This is a genomic window from Streptomyces alboflavus (genome assembly GCF_000716675.1).
Taxonomy (GTDB): domain Bacteria; phylum Actinomycetota; class Actinomycetes; order Streptomycetales; family Streptomycetaceae; genus Streptomyces; species Streptomyces alboflavus.
Map to the genome: position 1 here is coordinate 55,769 of NZ_JNXT01000007.1, position 15,728 is coordinate 71,496.

Consider the following 15,728-nt stretch of genomic DNA (forward strand, 5'->3'; position numbering starts at 1 on the left):
GCTGGACATCCCCTCTCCCCTGCGTGTAGATGTGGAGACATTGCTAGCGGCGCAGAATGACAGGGGGTTTGCGATGCTATTGAGCAATACGCACTGGCCGGAAAGCCGTCAGCCATGAACGCCCCACACCTCCCGAAAGTGGCCGGAATCGATTCCACTGTTCCGCCACCGGCCCACACTGCCCCGCCTGTCCAGCCCGCCCAGGGCGCCCCAGCCACCCCCAGCGCCCAGGGCGCCCCGGGAGCGCTCATCCAGGACCGTCTGGCCGGCTGGGTCTCCGACCTCACCACGCTGCACGAACTCACGGAACGTCTGTCCCGCACGGCCGCACTCGACGGCGCGCTCACCGAACTCCTGCGCGCCGGAGCCGCCCTCGTCGGCGCCCGCCGCGGCCTCGTCGTCCTGGAGCCCGCCGACGGCCTCGGCCCCACCACCACCGTCGGCCTCGGCCTCGCCCGCGCCGACCTGGGCCATCTGGAGACGGTGCCGCGCGCCGCCACCTCCTTCGGCCGCCTCCTCGACGCCACCGCCGGAGCCATCCCCGGAGCCACCGCCGGACCCACCCCCGGCGCCCCGGCGTCCGTGCCCGGCGCCGAGGCCGCGTCCCCCGCCGCGGCCCCCGTCACCGAGATCGTGCAGCCCGACCTCCTCGCCGACGAGGCCCTCGACCCCCGCCACCGCGAGGTCGCCGTCCGCCTCGGGTACGCCGCGAGCTACGCCCTGCCGCTGCTCACCGACACGGCGGGCCGCGTCGGCGCGGTGGTCTGGCTGTACGACGAGCCCGCCGAGCCGGCCGAGCGGCAGCGGCACCTCATCGGCCGCTACCTCCAGTACGCCACCGAGCACCTGGCCCGCCTGGTGGAGCTCGACCGCGCCCGCTCCACGACCGCGACCCTGCGCGCGGAGCTGCTGCCGCCGCGCCTGCCGCGGGTCGCCGGGGTGCAGCTCGCGGCCCGGCACAGCACGGGCCCGCGCGGCGGCGGCGACTGGTTCGACGCGCTGCCCCTGCCGGACGCGGCGCTCGGCCTCGCGGTCGGCTCCGTCACCGGGTCCGGGCCGAGCGCGGTCGCCGCGATGGGACGGCTGCGGGCCTCCCTGCGGGCGTACGCGGTGATGGAGGGCGAGGACCCCGTCGCCGTCCTCTCGGACCTGGAGCTGCTGCTCCGCCTCACCGAGCCCGCGCGGTCGGCGACGGCGCTGTTCGCGTTCTGCGAGCCCGCCCAGCGCAGAATCGTCCTCGCCGGGGCCGGGCACAGCCCGCCGCTGATCGTCGGAGAGCGGCGCACGGAGTTCGTGGAGACGTCCCTCTCGGCGCCGCTCGGCATGCTCGCCTGCTGGGAGGCGCCCAGCGTGGACATCCGTCCGGAGCCAGGAGAAACGCTGCTTCTCTATACGGACGGGCTGCTCCAGCGCACCGGGGACGCCATGGACCGGGCCTTCGCGCGGCTGCACGCGGCCGCCGCGAGCGTGCCGAAGGCGGCCCGCGAGGACCCCGGCGAGATCGCCGACCACGTACTGCGCACGGTCCTCCCGGAAGGTCTGGATGCGGCCGCCGCGGCGAGCGAGGAGGACGTGGTGCTGCTCGCGGCACGCTTCGAGTGACGCGGCGCGCACGGCCCGTGAGCCTTCGCGGTGACAGGTCTTCCGCCCCTGGGCCTCCTTACGTACGACCGTACGATGGAGGCGGTCCAGAGTCGTACAGAGCCGTCAAACAGGAGGCAGACCGTGTCGGACGCCCTCAACCCGGAGACCCCGGAAGAGCTGGTGGAGACCGAAGAAGAGCCGATCAAGCAGCGCAAGAACGGCCTCTACCCCGGTGTCTCCGACGAGCTCGCCGAGAGCATGAAGTCGGGCTGGGCGGACACCGAGCTGCACGACCTGGAGCCGATCGAGCAGGCCGCGCACACCGCCGCCCGCCGCGCCGCGCTCTCCGCGCGCTTCCCCGGCGAGCGCCTGGTCGTCCCCGCGGGCAACCTGAAGACCCGCTCGAACGACACGGAGTACGCCTTCCGCTCCTCCGTCGAGTACGCCTACCTCACCGGCAACCAGACGGAGGACGGCGTCCTCGTCATGGAGCCGAACCGGACCGGCGGGCACGACGCGACGATCTACCTCCTGCCGCGCTCCAACCGTGAGAACGGCGAGTTCTGGCTCGACGGCCAGGGCGAGCTGTGGGTCGGCCGCCGCCACTCCCTGACCGAGGCCGAGAAGCTGTACGGCATCCCCGCATCCGACGTCCGCGAGCTGGCCGGCGCGCTGCGCGAGGCCACCGGGCCCGTCCGCGTCGTCCGCGGCTTCGACGCCGGGATCGAGGCGGCCCTGACCGACAAGGTCACCGCCGAGCGCGACGAGGAGCTGCGCGTCTTCCTCTCCGAGGCCCGCCTCGTCAAGGACGAGTTCGAGGTCCGTGAGCTGCAGAAGGCCGTGGACTCCACGGTGCGCGGCTTCGAGGACGTCGTGAAGGTCCTCGACAAGGCCGAGGCGACCAGTGAGCGCTACATCGAGGGCACGTTCTTCCTGCGCGCCCGCGTCGAGGGCAACGACATCGGCTACGGCTCCATCTGCGCCGCGGGCCCGCACGCCACCACCCTGCACTGGGTGCGCAACGACGGCGCCGTCCGCTCCGGCGAGCTGCTCCTGCTCGACGCGGGCGTGGAGACGCACACGTACTACACCGCGGACGTCACCCGCACCCTGCCGATCAACGGCCGCTTCGACGCGCTCCAGAAGAAGATCTACGACGCCGTGTACGAGGCCCAGGAGGCCGGGATCGCGGCGGTCAAGCCGGGCGGCAAGTTCCGTGACTTCCACGACGCCGCGCAGCGCGTGCTCGCCGAGAAGCTGGTCGAGTGGGGGCTCGTCGAGGGCCCCGTCGAGCGCGTCCTCGAGCTGGGTCTGCAGCGCCGCTGGACGCTGCACGGCACCGGTCACATGCTCGGCATGGACGTCCACGACTGCGCCGCCGCGCGCACCGAGACCTACGTCGACGGCACCCTCGAGCCCGGCATGTGCCTGACCGTCGAGCCCGGTCTGTACTTCCAGGCGGACGACGTGACCGTGCCCGAGGAGTACCGGGGCATCGGCGTGCGCATCGAGGACGACATCCTCGTCACCGAGGACGGCAACCGGAACCTCTCCGCCGCGCTGCCCCGGCGGTCGGACGAGGTCGAGCTGTGGATGGCGAAGCTGAAGAGTTGACCCAGGGCGTGGGCGCCGCAGATCGCGCTTCGCGCTCGTCCTCAAGCGCCGGACGGGCTGGTTCCAGCTTGTCCGGCGCTTTTCGCTGCTCGGCGGAAGGGCGAATTGGCCCATGAATTGATGCGGGAAGCGGACCACTTGAGGGTGCCAGTGGCTTCCTAGTGTTCGGGGCATGACGGCACCCCGGCTCCTTCCCGCCCGCGGGCCCCAGCGGCTCCTCGCCCTCGCGCAGCTCGCCAACTCGGTGGGCGACGGCGCGTTCTACGTCACGTCCGCCCTCTACTTCACCCACGTCGTCGGGCTCGCCCCGGCGCGCATCGGGCTCGGACTCACCCTCGCCTGGGCCGTCGGGTCCGTCCTCGGGGTGCCGCTCGGGCGGCTCGCCGACCGGCGCGGGCCGCGCGGCACCGCGGTGCTGCTCGCCCTCGCGACCGGCGCCGCCGTCGCGTCCTTCCTCGTCGTCCGGGACTTCGTGCCGTTCGTGGCCGCCGCCCTCGTCTACGCCACCGCCCAGTCGGGCCTCTCCGCGGCACGCCAGGCGCTGCTCGCCGGGCTCGTCACCAAGGAGGAGCGCACCGGGCTCCTCGCCCACCTCCAGTCCACGCTGAACGCGGGGCTCGCGGTGGGCGCCGGGCTCGGCGGCGTCGCGCTGCACCAGGGCAGCGAGGCCGCGTACCTCGCGGTGTTCGCGCTGGACGCCGCCGGCTTCGTGGTGTGCGCGGCGGTGCTGTGGCGGCTGCCCGCCGTCGCGCCGACGGCGGCGGTCGCGGGCAAGCGCCTCTCGGTGCTCAGGGACCGGCCGTACGCGCTGGTCACGCTCCTCAACACCGTGCTCCTCATGCGGATGCCGCTGCTCAGCCTTGGCATCCCGCTGTGGCTCACCGAGCGTACGAACGCCCCGGCGTGGCTCGTCTCGGCGCTGTTCGTCCTCAACACCCTCGGGGTCATGGTCTTCCAGGTGCGTACGGCACGGTCGGTCTCCGGGATCCCGACGGCGGTGCGGGCCGTGCGCAGGTCCGGCGTCCTGATGCTGGCCGCGTGCGCGGTGTTCGCCCTCTCGGCCGCCACGGACGGGGCGTGGACGGCCGCCGCGGTGCTCGTCGCCGCGTCCGTGGTGCTGCTCGCCGCCGAGATGCTCCAGTCCGCAGGCTCCTGGCAGCTCGGCTTCGACCTGGCCCCCGCCGACCGCATCGGCGAGTACCAGGGCTTCTTCGGCACCGGCACCGCCGTCGCCCGCACCCTCGGCCCTCTGGTCCTCACCACGCTCCTGGTGGAGTGGGGGACGCCGGGCTGGCTGCTGCTTGGCGGGGCGATTCTGGCAGCGTCGTACGCGATGGGTCCGGCGGCGCGGTGGGCGACTTCAGCCCGTCCGGGGCCATTTCAGCCCGTCCGGGGGCAATTTCAGCCCGTCCGGCGCTTGAGGACGAGGCCGCAGGCCGATGCCTGAACATCAGCCAGCGGCAAGCCGCAGACATCCGAAGCAGGAGCGCAGAGGGCGCTAGCCCTCACGCTCATCCGTCCCGGCAACCTTCGCCGTGCTGAGGGCGATCCGGTTCCACGTATTGATCGCGAGGATCAGCGCGATCACCTGGGCCAGCTCAGCCTCGTCGAAGTGCGCGGCCGCCTCGGCGTAAGCGGCGTCCGGCACACCGGCGTCGGCGACAAGAGTGACCGCATCCGTCAGCGCGAGCGCGGCCTGTTCCTTGGCGGAGTAGAAGTTCCTGGCCTCGCGCCAGACGGCGACCAGGTGGAGCCGGTCCTCGCTCTCGCCCGCCTTGCGCGCGTCGTTGGTGTGCATGTGCAGGCAATACGCGCAGCCGTTGAGGTGCGAGGCGCGGATCTGGATCAGCTCGACGAGGGCCGGGTCGAGGCCGGCGCGGGCGGCGGCGTCCAGGCCGATGACGGCCTTGAAGACCTTCGGGGCGGTCTTGGCGAAGTCGATGCGGGCCAGGGGCTCGTGGGACGCGGTGTGCGTCGTGTTGTTCGTCATGACCATGAATCTACGGCGGCCAAAGACCACGGGTAGGGTGCACTTCCATGGCGGAATCATGGGTCAATTCGGCGGAGCGCATCGGCAGTGACCTGCACCTGGAGCTGTCCGGCGGCGGCAGCCGCAGAGCCGCGCTCATCCGCGCCCTGCGCGCCGCCGTGCAGGACGGACGCCTCGCCCCCGGCACCCGCCTGCCCCCGTACCGCTCCCTGGCCGCCGACCTCGGCGTCGCCCGCAACACCGTCGCCGACGCCTACGCCGAACTCGTCGCCGAGGGCTGGCTGACCGCCCGGCAGGGCTCCGGCACCCGCGTCGCCGAGCTTGCGGCGCCCCCGCCCCGTGTCCGCGTGCCCAAGCGCGCGCCCGGGGCGCCCGCGAAGCCCGCGCACAACCTCGTGCAGGGCCAGCCCGACGCCGGTTCCTTCCCCCGCGCCGCCTGGCTCGCCGCCGCCCGCCGCGCCTTCGCCGCCGCGCCCAACGAGGCCTTCGGGCCCGGCGATCCCCAGGGCAGGATCGAGCTGCGCCGGGCGCTCGCCTCGTACCTGGCGCGCGTGCGCGGGACCAGGACAGATCCTGACCGGATCGTGGTGTGCTCCGGTTTCGCCCATGCGCTGCGGCTGCTGTTCGGCGGGCCCGGGGGCGGCTCGGGCGGCGGGGTGCTGCGCGGGCGGCTCGCCGTGGAGGCGTACGGACTCGGCTTCCACCGCTCGATCCTGGACGCGGCGCGGGTACGGACGCTGCCCCTGACCCTGGACGAACACGGCGCCCGCGTCGAGGAGTTGGCGGACGTGCCGGGGCCCGTGCGGGCGGTGCTGCTCACGCCCGCGCACCAGTTCCCCACCGGCGGGCCGCTGCACCCCGCGCGCCGCAGCGCCGTCGTCGACTGGGCCCGCACGCACGACGGGCTGATCCTGGAGGACGACTACGACGGCGAGTTCCGCTACGACCGTGAGCCCGTCGGCGCCGTCCAGGGCCTCGACCCCGAACGCGTCGTGTACATCGGGTCGGTGAGCAAGAGCCTGTCGCCCGCCGTGCGGATCGGCTGGATGGTCCTTCCGGAGCACCTGGTCGGCGCGGTCCTCGACGCGAAGGGCGAGCGGGAGGCCTGGGTGAGCGTCCCCGACCAGCTCACCCTCGCCGACCTCGTCGACTCCGGCCACTACGACCGGCACATCCGCCGCATGCGCCAGCGCTACCGGCGCCGCCGCGACCACCTCGTCACCACCCTCGCCGAGCGCGCCCCGCACATCACCGTCACCGGCATCGCGGCCGGGCTGCACGCCGTGCTGCGGCTGCCGCCCGGCACGGAGGCGACCGCCGTGAAGGCCGCCGCGTGGCAGGGCGTCGGCCTGGAGGGCCTGTCCGGCTACCGGCACCCGGCGGCGGCCGCGCACGCGCAGGACGGCCTGGTGGTCGGGTACGCGACGCCGCCCGAGCACGGGTACGCGGCGGCGGTCGAGGCGCTGTGCGGGGTGCTGCCGCCGGCGCCGGACGAAGGCTGAGGGCCGGGGCCGGTCCGTCAGGTCCTGACGTCCTCGGCGGGCCGCGCGTCGTACGCCTCCCGCGCCTCCGCGATCGCCGGACGGTGGGCGATCGACCAGTCCGCGAGGGACTTCACGAGGTGGGTGAGGCTGTGGCCCATCTCCGTCAGCTCGTACTCGACCTGCGGTGGGATCGTCGGGTACACCGTGCGCTTGACCAGGCCGTCGCGCTCCAGGCGGCGCACCGTCAAGGTGAGCATGCGCTGCGAGATGCCGCCGTGGATACGGCGCTGCAGCTCCTTGAACCGCAGGACTCCGGAGGCGAGTTCGACGACTACGTAGACGGACCACTTGTCGCCGAGGCGGTCCAGGACGTCCCTGACCCCGCACTCGTCCTGCGGCGTCTCGCAGCTGATCACCGGCTCACCCGCGCTCGCGCCGGGAGTGGTTACCGCCGTGTGCCCTGCTGACATCAAAGTGCCTCCTTACGTGATCGTCCGCCGCCGACCACGATGTTTCCCGGGCCCGGCGATCAACGCCAGGCGCTTTCCAGGAAACCAGAACGACGGGGGACCGTTCCCATGCTCATGATCACCGGCGCCACCGGCGCGCTCGGCAAGCTCGTCACCGCCCGCCTCGCCGACCGCGACGACGTCGTCGTCGGCACCCGCGCCCCGGCCCCCGGTCAGCGCCGCGTCGACTTCGACGACCCCTCGTCCCTGGACCTCACCGGCGTCGACACCCTGCTCGTCATCTCGGCCGGTGCCGCCGAGGACGACGTCGTGGCCGCCCGCCACGACGCCGTGATCTCCGCCGCCGAGAAGGCGGGCGTCGACCACCTCGTCTACACCAGCCTCAGCGGCGACGGCGACCACCTCACGTACGCCCTCGCCCACCGCTGGACCGAGCGCAGGCTGCGCCGCTCCACGCTGAACTGGACGGTCCTGCGCAACGGCCTGTACGCGGAGTTCCTCGCCGCGATCGCCGCCCCGGGCCCCGACGGCACCGTGGCCGCGCCCCTCGGCGAAGGACGTCTCGCCGCCGTCGCCCGCGAGGACCTCGCCGACGTCGCCGTCCGCGTGGCCACCGACCCGGCCCCGCACGCGGGCCGCACCTACGAACTCGTCGGCGAACAGGCCCTCGGCGGCGCCGACCTCGCCGCGGCCGTCGGCGGACGCTACGAACCCGGCACCCTCGCCGCCACCCGCCACGCCGTCACCGCGTCCGGCGACGCCCTGCCCTTCCAGGTGCCGATGCTCCTGAGCACCTACTCGGCGATCGCGGGCGGCTTCCTCGACGGCACCTCGGTCGCGGACAACCAGCTGCGCGCGCTGCTCGGCCGGGCGCCGCGGTCGGCTCTGGAGGTGTACGCGGCGACGGCGGCACGGTGAACCGTTCCTGCCGCCTCAGGCCCCGCTCGCGGGTTCCGCGTCGAGTGCGCGCAGGACGGACCAGGCGATGAACTCGGCGGCGCCGTCGAGCACTTCGGGGCCGAGGTTGGGCTCGTCGAGCCGATACGTGTGCACGGTCTCACCGACGGCGACCCGGCAGCGCATGGCGACGGAGCCGCGGTGATCGGTCGGCGAGCCGGTGTGCCAGGTGCCGGTGGCCGTGACCGAGATCCCGCCCGCCGGACCACCGTCGGCCCGCGGTGCGAGGCCCTCGTACCACTGCTGGAAGCGCCCGCACGACAGGCTGTCCTCGATGGTCAGCCCCACGGGCCCGCCCGCCGCCGAGTCGCCGCGTGCGGCGGTGACCCTGTCGGCCAGCCGCTCCCCGGCACTCCTGCCGTCCCGGCCGACCACATGACCGGCGAGGGCCTCCTCGACCAGCCCGGGGAGCGCGGCCGCCGTGTCCGGCCGCTCGGCGCCGCCGTGCAGGGTGACGTCGACGTACGGATAGCGCCAGCAGTAGCCCGCCGTCGCCCGCGCCCCCGGCGTGGCCTTCAGGACGGCGTCGACCCGGGCGGCGACCTCCGGCTCGGGCAGGCCCATGGTGCGCCACCTCGGGTCGGCCGTGGCGGTGGGGCGCGCGCCGACGCCGGCCAGCGCCACGTCGAGCATGGGCAGGCACTCCTTCGGCGGCCCCGGGAGCAGCACGACATGGCGGCCGCCGACGGTCACTGTGGCGCCCCAGGCGGTGCCGTGGGCGTTGGGCAACAGCACGCTGCCCGAAGGGAACTGGGCCTGGCGGCGGTTGTCGGGGTGGACGTCGATCCGCAGGTCCGCGAGGCGGCGGCACACCGCGTCCCAGGCCTCCTCGCGGTCCTCCATGTCGAGCCCGAGCGCGTGGCCGACGGCGTACCGCGTGACGTCGTCCGAGGTCGGGCCGAGGCCGCCGATGACGAGGACGAGCCACGCCTGGCCGAGACCGTGGCCGACGGCGTCGCTGATGTCCTGCCGGTCGTCGGCGACGGTGTGCCGGGAGCGGGTGGCGATGCCGTGCGCGGTGAGTCTGCGGCTGGCCTCGGTGCCGTTGGTGTCGGCGATCTCGCCGCGCAGCAGTTCGTCGCCCACGGTGATCACACAGGCCGTGCGGGGAGCGGGCGTGAGGGGTTCGAGCATGGGGTTCGCCTTCGGTCGTGTCGGGGTGGGGCGGCGTCCGGACGGTGCGCCAGGGGGTCTGGGGCGGTGCGCCAGGGGTCCGGGGCGGTGCGCCAGGGGTCCGGGGCGGTGCGCCAGGGGGTCCGGGGCGGTGCGCCAGGGGGTCCGGGGCGCGGTGCGGGGACGGGGCGGCCCCCGTCACACCCCCGCGCTCAGCCCGCCGTCGATCGTCAGGACCGAGCCGTTGACGGTCGCGGCCGCCTCGCTCGCGAGATACACGACCGACCGCGCGATCTCGTCCGGCTCCGTGGCCCGGCCGCTCGCGGTGCGGGCGAGGATCGCCTGCTGCCGCTCCGCGGAGAGGACCGCCGTCATGTCGGACGTGACGAGGCCGGGCGCGACGACGTTCGCGGTGATGCCGCGCGGGCCCAGCTCCCGGGCGACGGACCGGGCGAGCCCGACCAGGCCCGCCTTGGACGCCGCGTAGTTCGCCTGGCCCGCGCCGCCGGTGGCGCCGACGACGGAGGAGATGAAGACGATGCGGCCCCGGCGGGCCCGCAGCATCCGCCGCGACGCCCGCCGGGCGACCCGGAAGGCCCCGCCGAGGTTGGTGTCGACGACGGAGGTGAACGCCTCGTCGCTCATCAGCGGCAGCAGCGTGTCCTGGGTGATGCCCGCGTTGGCGACGAGGATCTCCACCGGCCCGTGCGCCGCCTCCACCGCGGTGAAGGCGGCGTCGACCTGCTCGGTGCTCGTCACGTCGCACGGCACGGCGAGCAGCCCTGGGTCGGACGGCGGGCTGCTGCGGTAGGTGACGGCCACGCGGTCGCCCTCCGCGGCGAAGGCACGGGCGATGGCCAGGCCGATGCCGCGGTTGCCGCCGGTGATCAGGACGGAACGGCTCACTGCTGGGTCCTTGTCAGGTGTCGGGAGGTCGGGGGCAGAAGGTCGGGTGCGGGGCGGGCGACGGGCCCGCCCCCCACCGGACGGCCGTACGCGTCACACGGCATAGCCGTACGACTCCGGCCACCGCGCCGCCGCGCCGAGCTGCCCCGCGGCCCGGTGCGCCCAGTGCGGATCGCGCAGCAGCTCACGGCCGAGCAGGACCGCGTCGGCCTTGCCGGAGGCGAGGATCTCCTCGGCCTGCTCGGCCTCGGTGATGAGGCCGACGGCGCCGACGGGCATGTCGGTCTGGGCCCGGACAGCCGCCGCGTAAGGGACCTGGTAGCCGGGCCCTGTGGTGATCCGGGCGTCGTGGGCGACGCCGCCGGACGAGACGTCGAGCAGGTCGACGCCGTGGGCGAGGAGTTCCTTGGCGAGGCGCACGGTGTCGTCGCCGGTCCAGCCCTGGCGGTTGTCGGCCGGGTTCTCCGCGGCCAGCCAGTCGGTGGCGGAGGTGCGGAAGAAGACGGGCAGCTCGTCGGGCCAGACGGCGCGGACCGCGTCGACGACCTCCAGGGCGAAGCGCGCCCGGCGCTCGAAGCTGCCGCCGTAGGCGTCCGTGCGGTGGTTGCTGTGCGGCGACAGGAAGGAGTTGATCAGGAAGCCGTGCGCGCCGTGCACCTCGACCACCTTGAAGCCCGCGTCCAGGGCCCGCCGGGCGGCGGCCGCGAAGTCCCCGACCAGGCGCTGGATCTCGTCGACGGACAGCTCGTGCGGGGTCGGGAAGTTCCCGTACGCGACGGCGCTCGGCGCCACCGTGTCCCAGCCGCCCTGCTCCGGCGCGACGGGACCGCCGCCGAGCCACGGCGCGGAGGCCGAGCCCTTGCGGCCGGAGTGGGCGAGCTGGATGGCGGGCACCACGTCGTGCTCCTCGAGGAAGCGGGTCACCCGGGTGAGGGCGCGCGCCTGCGTCTCGTTCCACAGGCCGAGGCAGCCCGGCGTGATGCGGCCCTCCGGCGCGACGGCGGTGGCCTCCAGCAGGATCAGGCCGAGCCCGCCGGCGGCGCGGGCGAACAGGTGGCCCAGGTGCCAGTCGTTGACCACACCGGCCTGCGGGCCGGTCGGGTCGGCCTGGTACTGGCACATCGGTGCCATCCAGGCGCGGTTGGGGATGGTCAGCTCACGGAGCTTGAGCGGGGAGAAGAGGGTGCTCATGAGAGTTCCTGTCGTGCGTTCGGCGAAAGGTCTTGGGTGTTCTTGCGGCGGCGTACGGGGCGGAGGGCACTCACACGCCCCGGCGCGCCTCGGGGTGGCGCAGGCACCAGCCCTCCCACGCGGACGTGATCATGTCGACGACCCCGTGCCGGGCGGCCCAGCCCAGCTCGCGCCCGATCGGCGCCGCGTCGGCGACGACCTTCGCCGGGTCGCCCGGCCTGCGTTCCACGACGACCGGGGCGATGTCGTGGCCGGTCACGTCCTGGATGACGGAGATCAGCTCACGCACCGAGAGCCCCTCGCCGCGGCCGACGTTGAACGTGCGGGCGACGTCGTCGTGCGCGCGCAGGTGGCGGGTGGCGGCCAGGTGCGCGGAGGCGATGTCGGCGACGTGGATGTAGTCGCGTACGCAGGTGCCGTCCGGGGTCGCGTAGTCGTCGCCGAAGATCCGGGGCGCCGTGCCCGCGGTCAGCCGGTCGAAGACCATGGGCACCAGGTTGAGGATCCGCTCGTCGGCCAGCTCCGGCGACGCGGCGCCCGCGACGTTGAAGTACCGCAGGTTGATGAAGTCGACCCGCCCGGCCCGGTGTGCGGCCCGCGCCAGCCACTCGCCGATCAGCTTGGTCTCGCCGTACGGGCTGAGCGGCGCGCACGGGGTGTCCTCGGTGACCAGGTCGACGTCCGGCATGCCGTAGACGGAGGCGCTGGAGGAGTACACCAGCTTGCGCACCCCGGCGTGCTCCATGGCGGACAGCAGGACGCGGAAGCCCTCGACGTTCTGCCGGTAGTGCAGCAGCGGCAGGTCCACGGACTCCCCGACCTGGGTGCGGGCCACGAGGTTGACCACGCCCTCCACGGGGTGGTCGCGGAAGACCCGGGCGAGGAACTCGCCGTCGAGGACGCTGCCGACGAGCAGGGGCACGTCCTCGGGCACGGCCGTGCGCGACCCGGTCGACAGATCGTCCACGACGACGATCCGCTCGCCCGCGTCCCGCATCGCCTTGACCACGTGGCCGCCGATGAATCCGGCGCCACCGGTTATCAGCCAGTACGACATGGTGTCGTTCCCTCCAGAGTGTCGTGTCACGCGGCGTCGGCCTCGACGGGCGCCGGTGCGGCCATCCGCAGGCAGGCGTCGGGCAGCAGGACGTCGGCGGAGGCGGGGTTCGAGGCGAGGGGCACGTCATGGACGACCGCGAGCCGGTGCAGGGCCCGTACGTCGCTCTCGTGGGGCTGCGTCCCCAGCGGATCGGTGAAGAACACGAGCAGCGCGATGCGCTCCTCGACGATCATCGCGCCGATCTGCTGGTCACCGCCCAGCGGGCCGCTCGCCACCAGGTCGGCCCGCAGGCCGAGTCGGCGCGCGAGCAGCTCGCCGGTGGTCCGGGTGGCGACGAGGCGGCAGCCGCGCAGCGCCTCCTGGTGCCGGGCCGCCCAGTCGAGCAGCTCCGTCTTCTTCGCGTCGTGTGCCACAAGGGCCACCGCTCTCATAACCTCTGCCCCCCGTATTCCATAAGCCACGGTTTGAATAAGTTACGGATTCAACAACGCGCGATTCAGTACGCGTTACCGCCGCACCGAAGGCCGGTCGACCCGTCGGCGGCGCCGCGTCCTCAGCATGCACGAACCCGACCGCCACTTTCAGTGCCGGTACCGCGAGTGCCGCAAGTACCCCAAGCAAGAGAACTCCCGCCCCACATCCACCTGTTATGATCTTCGAATGGCTCGGGGGGGCCTGTCGGCTCCTCGACCAATGAACGGGGGGCACGTCATTCTCAGTGAAAGAAAGAATTACCTCTACGCGACCGCAGAAGAGATCGCGGAAGAGGTCGCGGAAGTCACCGCCGAAGAAGTCGCGGAAGACGTCGACGAAGGCGAATCCATCGGCCGCCTGCTGCGCGCCTGGCGGGCCCGCGTCATCCGCCGCGACGCCGGACTCCTCGCGGTCCGCAATGCGACGACGGGTCTCTCCCAGGCCGAGGTGGCGCGGCTCGTCGGGGTGAGCGAGGGCTGGTATCGCTCCCTGGAGCGCGGCACCCGGCGGGACTTCTCCGACTCCTTCCTCCTCCGCGTCATCGAGACGCTGCAGCTCAGCGAGGCGGAAGAGCTGACCCTGTTCCTCGGCGCGGTGGGCCGCCGACCACCGCAGGACCCGGCGGGACGCCTCGCGGACCTCGCCCCGGAGGTCCTCGCCCTCCTGGAGCACCAGGCCCCGAACCCCGCCTACATCTCCGACGGCGCGTGGAACGTGGTCGCGGCGAACTCCGCGATGGCCCAATGGTTTCCCTGGTCGGTCACCCCCCGCGCGAATATCATGCGCTGGGCCCTGCTCGCGCCCGAGGCCCGTACCCAACTCGTCGACTGGGAAATGAAATTCGCCCGGATCTATCTGGCGATGCTGCGGCTCGCCAACAATCGCGACCCGGGAAATTCACCGGTACGGTCACTGACCCGTGACGTTCTCGCCGCGGACGCCGACTGCCGCCGCCTGTGGACCGAGGACCACAGTGTCGTGGAACACCGCTCAGGACATCGCTTCGCGCTTCGCCTGCCCTTTCACGGCAATAAGGAAATCGACGTGATGAGCCACGTTTTCCGCCCCATGGAGTGCCCGGAGTCCCGTTTCGTCATCATCACCCCGGACCGGGCCGTGGACCCTACGCGCTGACGAGCGGAGCGTCCTCGCGCCACTTCAGGACCTTGTCGAAACTGATCACCGCGCCGCCGCGCCCCGGCTTGTTGCCGAAGTCCACATGGTCGGCGAGCTCGCGGATCAGACACAGGCCCCGGCCGCTCTCCGCCGTCTCCGAAGGCGTGACGGACTTGGGTGCGCGGGACGGGCGGCGGGTGCGGCGACGGCCCCTGCGCCGCGCGGACATCCGGACGCGACCCGGCGGGAAGCCGGGGCCCGAGTCGGCGACCTCGATGCGGCAGGTCTCGCCGTCCAGATACGCCGTGACCCGGTACGCGCCGCCGGGCGCCCCCGGTGTCGCGGCCCCACCGTGCTCCACGGCGTTGGCGCAGGCCTCCGTGAGTGCCAGCGACAGTTCGTAACTGACGTCGGGGTGCACCCCCGCGCTCTCCATCGTGCCCATCAGCAGGCGCCGGGCGAGCGGAACGCTCGCAGCTTCGCGCCGCAAATGGAGTGACCACCAGATGCTCATGCTCCAGCCTCCTGGCTGCGGCTCGACATACCGATACGTATTGCCGCGAGTAACCGCGAATAAGCGCCCACTTGACGTGATGCCGCCCATACGGCGGACGCGCCGCGCACCCCGCCCGGTGTAGCCGGACACCCCCGAGAACGCGCCGCCGCCCACGGACCTGCCGTAGGAGACGGGTAAGCCTGGTGCGATGATGGCCCGGCCATGACTGCCCCCCACCCGCGTCAGACACGCGCCGGAGCCGATGTCCGGCTCCTGCGGGCCGCGACCTTCGCCGCGGTCTGCGTCGTGCTGTCCGCCGGGGGCCATGTGCTCGCGTCCTGTGCCGCCGTCCCCCTGTGGACGCTGCTCGTCGCCTTCGTCGTGGTCCTCGCCGTCGCCGTGCCCCTCGCCGGGCGCGAGCGGTCGTTGCCGGGAATTGCGGGGGCGCTCGCCGTCGGCCAGCTCGCGCTGCACGCGCTGTTCGGCCTCGGCCAGCGGCACAGCATGGCGATGACCACGGCAGGGACCGGCGGCGGCTCGGACGCCGCCTCGCTCGTGGAGCGCGCGGCCCGCATCGCGTGCGGCGCGAGCGCGGCCACCCTCACGCCCGTCCAGGCCCGGCAGATCCTGCAGAGCGCGGGCCTCGAACCGTCGGGCGGCGCCCATGGCGCGCACGCCCACGCGGGGGCCGACGCGGCCGCGCAGACGACGGGCGCGATGTCCTCCACGACGTCGATGCCGTCGATGGGGTCGTCGCCGATCACCGCGCTGCTTCCGTCCCTGCCGATGCTGCTCGCCCACGTCCTCGCGGCCCTCGCCGCGGGCTGGCTCCTGCGCCGCGGCGACCTCGCGCTCGCCCGCCTCGTGCGACTGTCCGCCCAGGGGGCGTACGGAGTCGCCGAGGCGGCGCTCGTACGTTCCCTCCGTGCCGCCCTCGCGCTGGTACGAGTCCTGCGCGCCGGGCTCCTCGGCGCACCCTCGACGGGCCCCGCGTGCGCCCCGCACACCCCGCCGCCGCCACGGCTGCGGGCCGCCGCCCTCAAGGACACGGTGATCCGGCGCGGCCCGCCCGCCACCGCCGCCCTCACCCTCGCCGCCTGACGCGGACCGCTCCTCCCGGCTCGATCGGAAGCGGTGCCGCCCGGCGCGCCCGCACGCATCAGCGCATGGCCGCACGGCCCGCGCACTGCGTCCCCTTCCGAACACCACAGTGCGTACGGCCGTATTCACCGTTCACCACGGGCACGACCGCCGTGACCACCTGCCGAAACTG

At 73.5% G+C, this 15,728-nt stretch carries 15 protein-coding genes; 7 read left to right on the forward strand and 8 right to left on the reverse strand.

Translation table 11 applies throughout. The features are described 5' to 3' along the window. Positions 1 to 114: 114 nt before the first annotated feature. The 3 genes from OO63_RS07860 to OO63_RS07870 all read left to right on the forward strand — a co-directional run bounded on the left by OO63_RS07860 (position 115) and on the right by OO63_RS07870 (position 4,645). On the forward strand, positions 115 to 1,602 hold the full coding sequence (locus OO63_RS07860) for a PP2C family protein-serine/threonine phosphatase (RefSeq protein WP_078619010.1): 1,488 nt from the start codon (positions 115 to 117) through the stop codon (positions 1,600 to 1,602). 75 nt (positions 1,603 to 1,677) lie between these two features. After that, a complete protein-coding gene (locus OO63_RS07865; protein ID WP_051810646.1) occupies positions 1,678 to 3,198 on the forward strand; it encodes an aminopeptidase P family protein in 1,521 nt (506 codons plus the stop codon). 172 nt (positions 3,199 to 3,370) lie between these two features. Then, positions 3,371 to 4,645, forward strand: a complete 1,275-nt coding sequence (locus tag OO63_RS07870; protein WP_051810647.1) for an MFS transporter — start codon at positions 3,371 to 3,373, stop codon at positions 4,643 to 4,645. A gap of 51 nt (positions 4,646 to 4,696) precedes the next feature. Here the strand turns inward: OO63_RS07870 and OO63_RS07875 are convergent, their stop codons facing one another. Then, positions 4,697 to 5,194, reverse strand: coding sequence for a carboxymuconolactone decarboxylase family protein (locus tag OO63_RS07875; RefSeq protein WP_030357852.1), 498 nt, complete (start codon positions 5,192 to 5,194; stop codon positions 4,697 to 4,699). 41 nt (positions 5,195 to 5,235) lie between these two features. Between OO63_RS07875 and pdxR the strand changes: the two genes are divergently transcribed. Continuing rightward, positions 5,236 to 6,690, forward strand: coding sequence for a MocR-like pyridoxine biosynthesis transcription factor PdxR (pdxR, locus tag OO63_RS07880; RefSeq protein ID WP_030357851.1), 1,455 nt, complete (start codon positions 5,236 to 5,238; stop codon positions 6,688 to 6,690). 17 nt (positions 6,691 to 6,707) lie between these two features. On the opposite strand, the gene OO63_RS07885 is transcribed toward pdxR, so the two are convergent. After that, complete coding sequence (locus OO63_RS07885; RefSeq protein WP_030357850.1) at positions 6,708 to 7,142, reverse strand: winged helix-turn-helix transcriptional regulator; 435 nt, start codon at positions 7,140 to 7,142, stop codon at positions 6,708 to 6,710. A 108-nt stretch (positions 7,143 to 7,250) separates the two neighbouring features. Here OO63_RS07885 and OO63_RS07890 point away from each other — a divergent pair, with 108 nt between their 5' ends. Then, a complete protein-coding gene (locus tag OO63_RS07890) occupies positions 7,251 to 8,060 on the forward strand; it encodes an NAD(P)H-binding protein (RefSeq protein WP_030357849.1) in 810 nt (269 codons plus the stop codon). Between the two features lie 15 nt (positions 8,061 to 8,075). Here OO63_RS07890 and OO63_RS42090 read toward each other — a convergent pair whose 3' ends face one another. From OO63_RS42090 to OO63_RS07915, 5 genes are all read right to left on the reverse strand, one after another. After that, a complete protein-coding gene (locus OO63_RS42090; protein WP_030357848.1) occupies positions 8,076 to 9,233 on the reverse strand; it encodes a competence/damage-inducible protein A in 1,158 nt (385 codons plus the stop codon). 177 nt (positions 9,234 to 9,410) lie between these two features. Next, complete coding sequence (gene fabG, locus OO63_RS07900; RefSeq protein ID WP_030357847.1) at positions 9,411 to 10,118, reverse strand: 3-oxoacyl-ACP reductase FabG; 708 nt, start codon at positions 10,116 to 10,118, stop codon at positions 9,411 to 9,413. A 93-nt stretch (positions 10,119 to 10,211) separates the two neighbouring features. Continuing rightward, complete coding sequence (locus tag OO63_RS07905) at positions 10,212 to 11,309, reverse strand: NADH:flavin oxidoreductase/NADH oxidase (protein ID WP_030357846.1); 1,098 nt, start codon at positions 11,307 to 11,309, stop codon at positions 10,212 to 10,214. A gap of 70 nt (positions 11,310 to 11,379) precedes the next feature. After that, positions 11,380 to 12,366 carry a UDP-glucose 4-epimerase GalE gene (galE, locus tag OO63_RS07910; protein ID WP_030357845.1) on the reverse strand — a complete coding sequence of 329 codons (987 nt, stop codon included), beginning with the start codon at positions 12,364 to 12,366 and terminating at the stop codon, positions 11,380 to 11,382. A 26-nt stretch (positions 12,367 to 12,392) separates the two neighbouring features. Then, positions 12,393 to 12,800 (reverse strand): methylglyoxal synthase, encoded by a 408-nt coding sequence (locus tag OO63_RS07915; protein WP_030357844.1) that lies wholly within the window; start codon positions 12,798 to 12,800, stop codon positions 12,393 to 12,395. A 262-nt stretch (positions 12,801 to 13,062) separates the two neighbouring features. Between OO63_RS07915 and OO63_RS07920 the strand changes: the two genes are divergently transcribed. Beyond that, positions 13,063 to 13,977 carry a helix-turn-helix transcriptional regulator gene (locus tag OO63_RS07920; protein ID WP_051810648.1) on the forward strand — a complete coding sequence of 305 codons (915 nt, stop codon included), beginning with the start codon at positions 13,063 to 13,065 and terminating at the stop codon, positions 13,975 to 13,977. On the opposite strand, the gene OO63_RS07925 is transcribed toward OO63_RS07920, so the two are convergent. Continuing rightward, entirely contained in the window at positions 13,967 to 14,473 is a 507-nt protein-coding gene (locus tag OO63_RS07925; RefSeq protein WP_030357842.1) for an ATP-binding protein, read from the reverse strand. The two genes, OO63_RS07920 and OO63_RS07925, sit on opposite strands and share 11 nt — an antisense overlap. Positions 14,474 to 14,677: 204 nt before the next feature. Here OO63_RS07925 and OO63_RS07930 point away from each other — a divergent pair, with 204 nt between their 5' ends. Beyond that, positions 14,678 to 15,556, forward strand: coding sequence for a hypothetical protein (locus OO63_RS07930; protein ID WP_030357841.1), 879 nt, complete (start codon positions 14,678 to 14,680; stop codon positions 15,554 to 15,556). Positions 15,557 to 15,728: the final 172 nt, after the last annotated feature.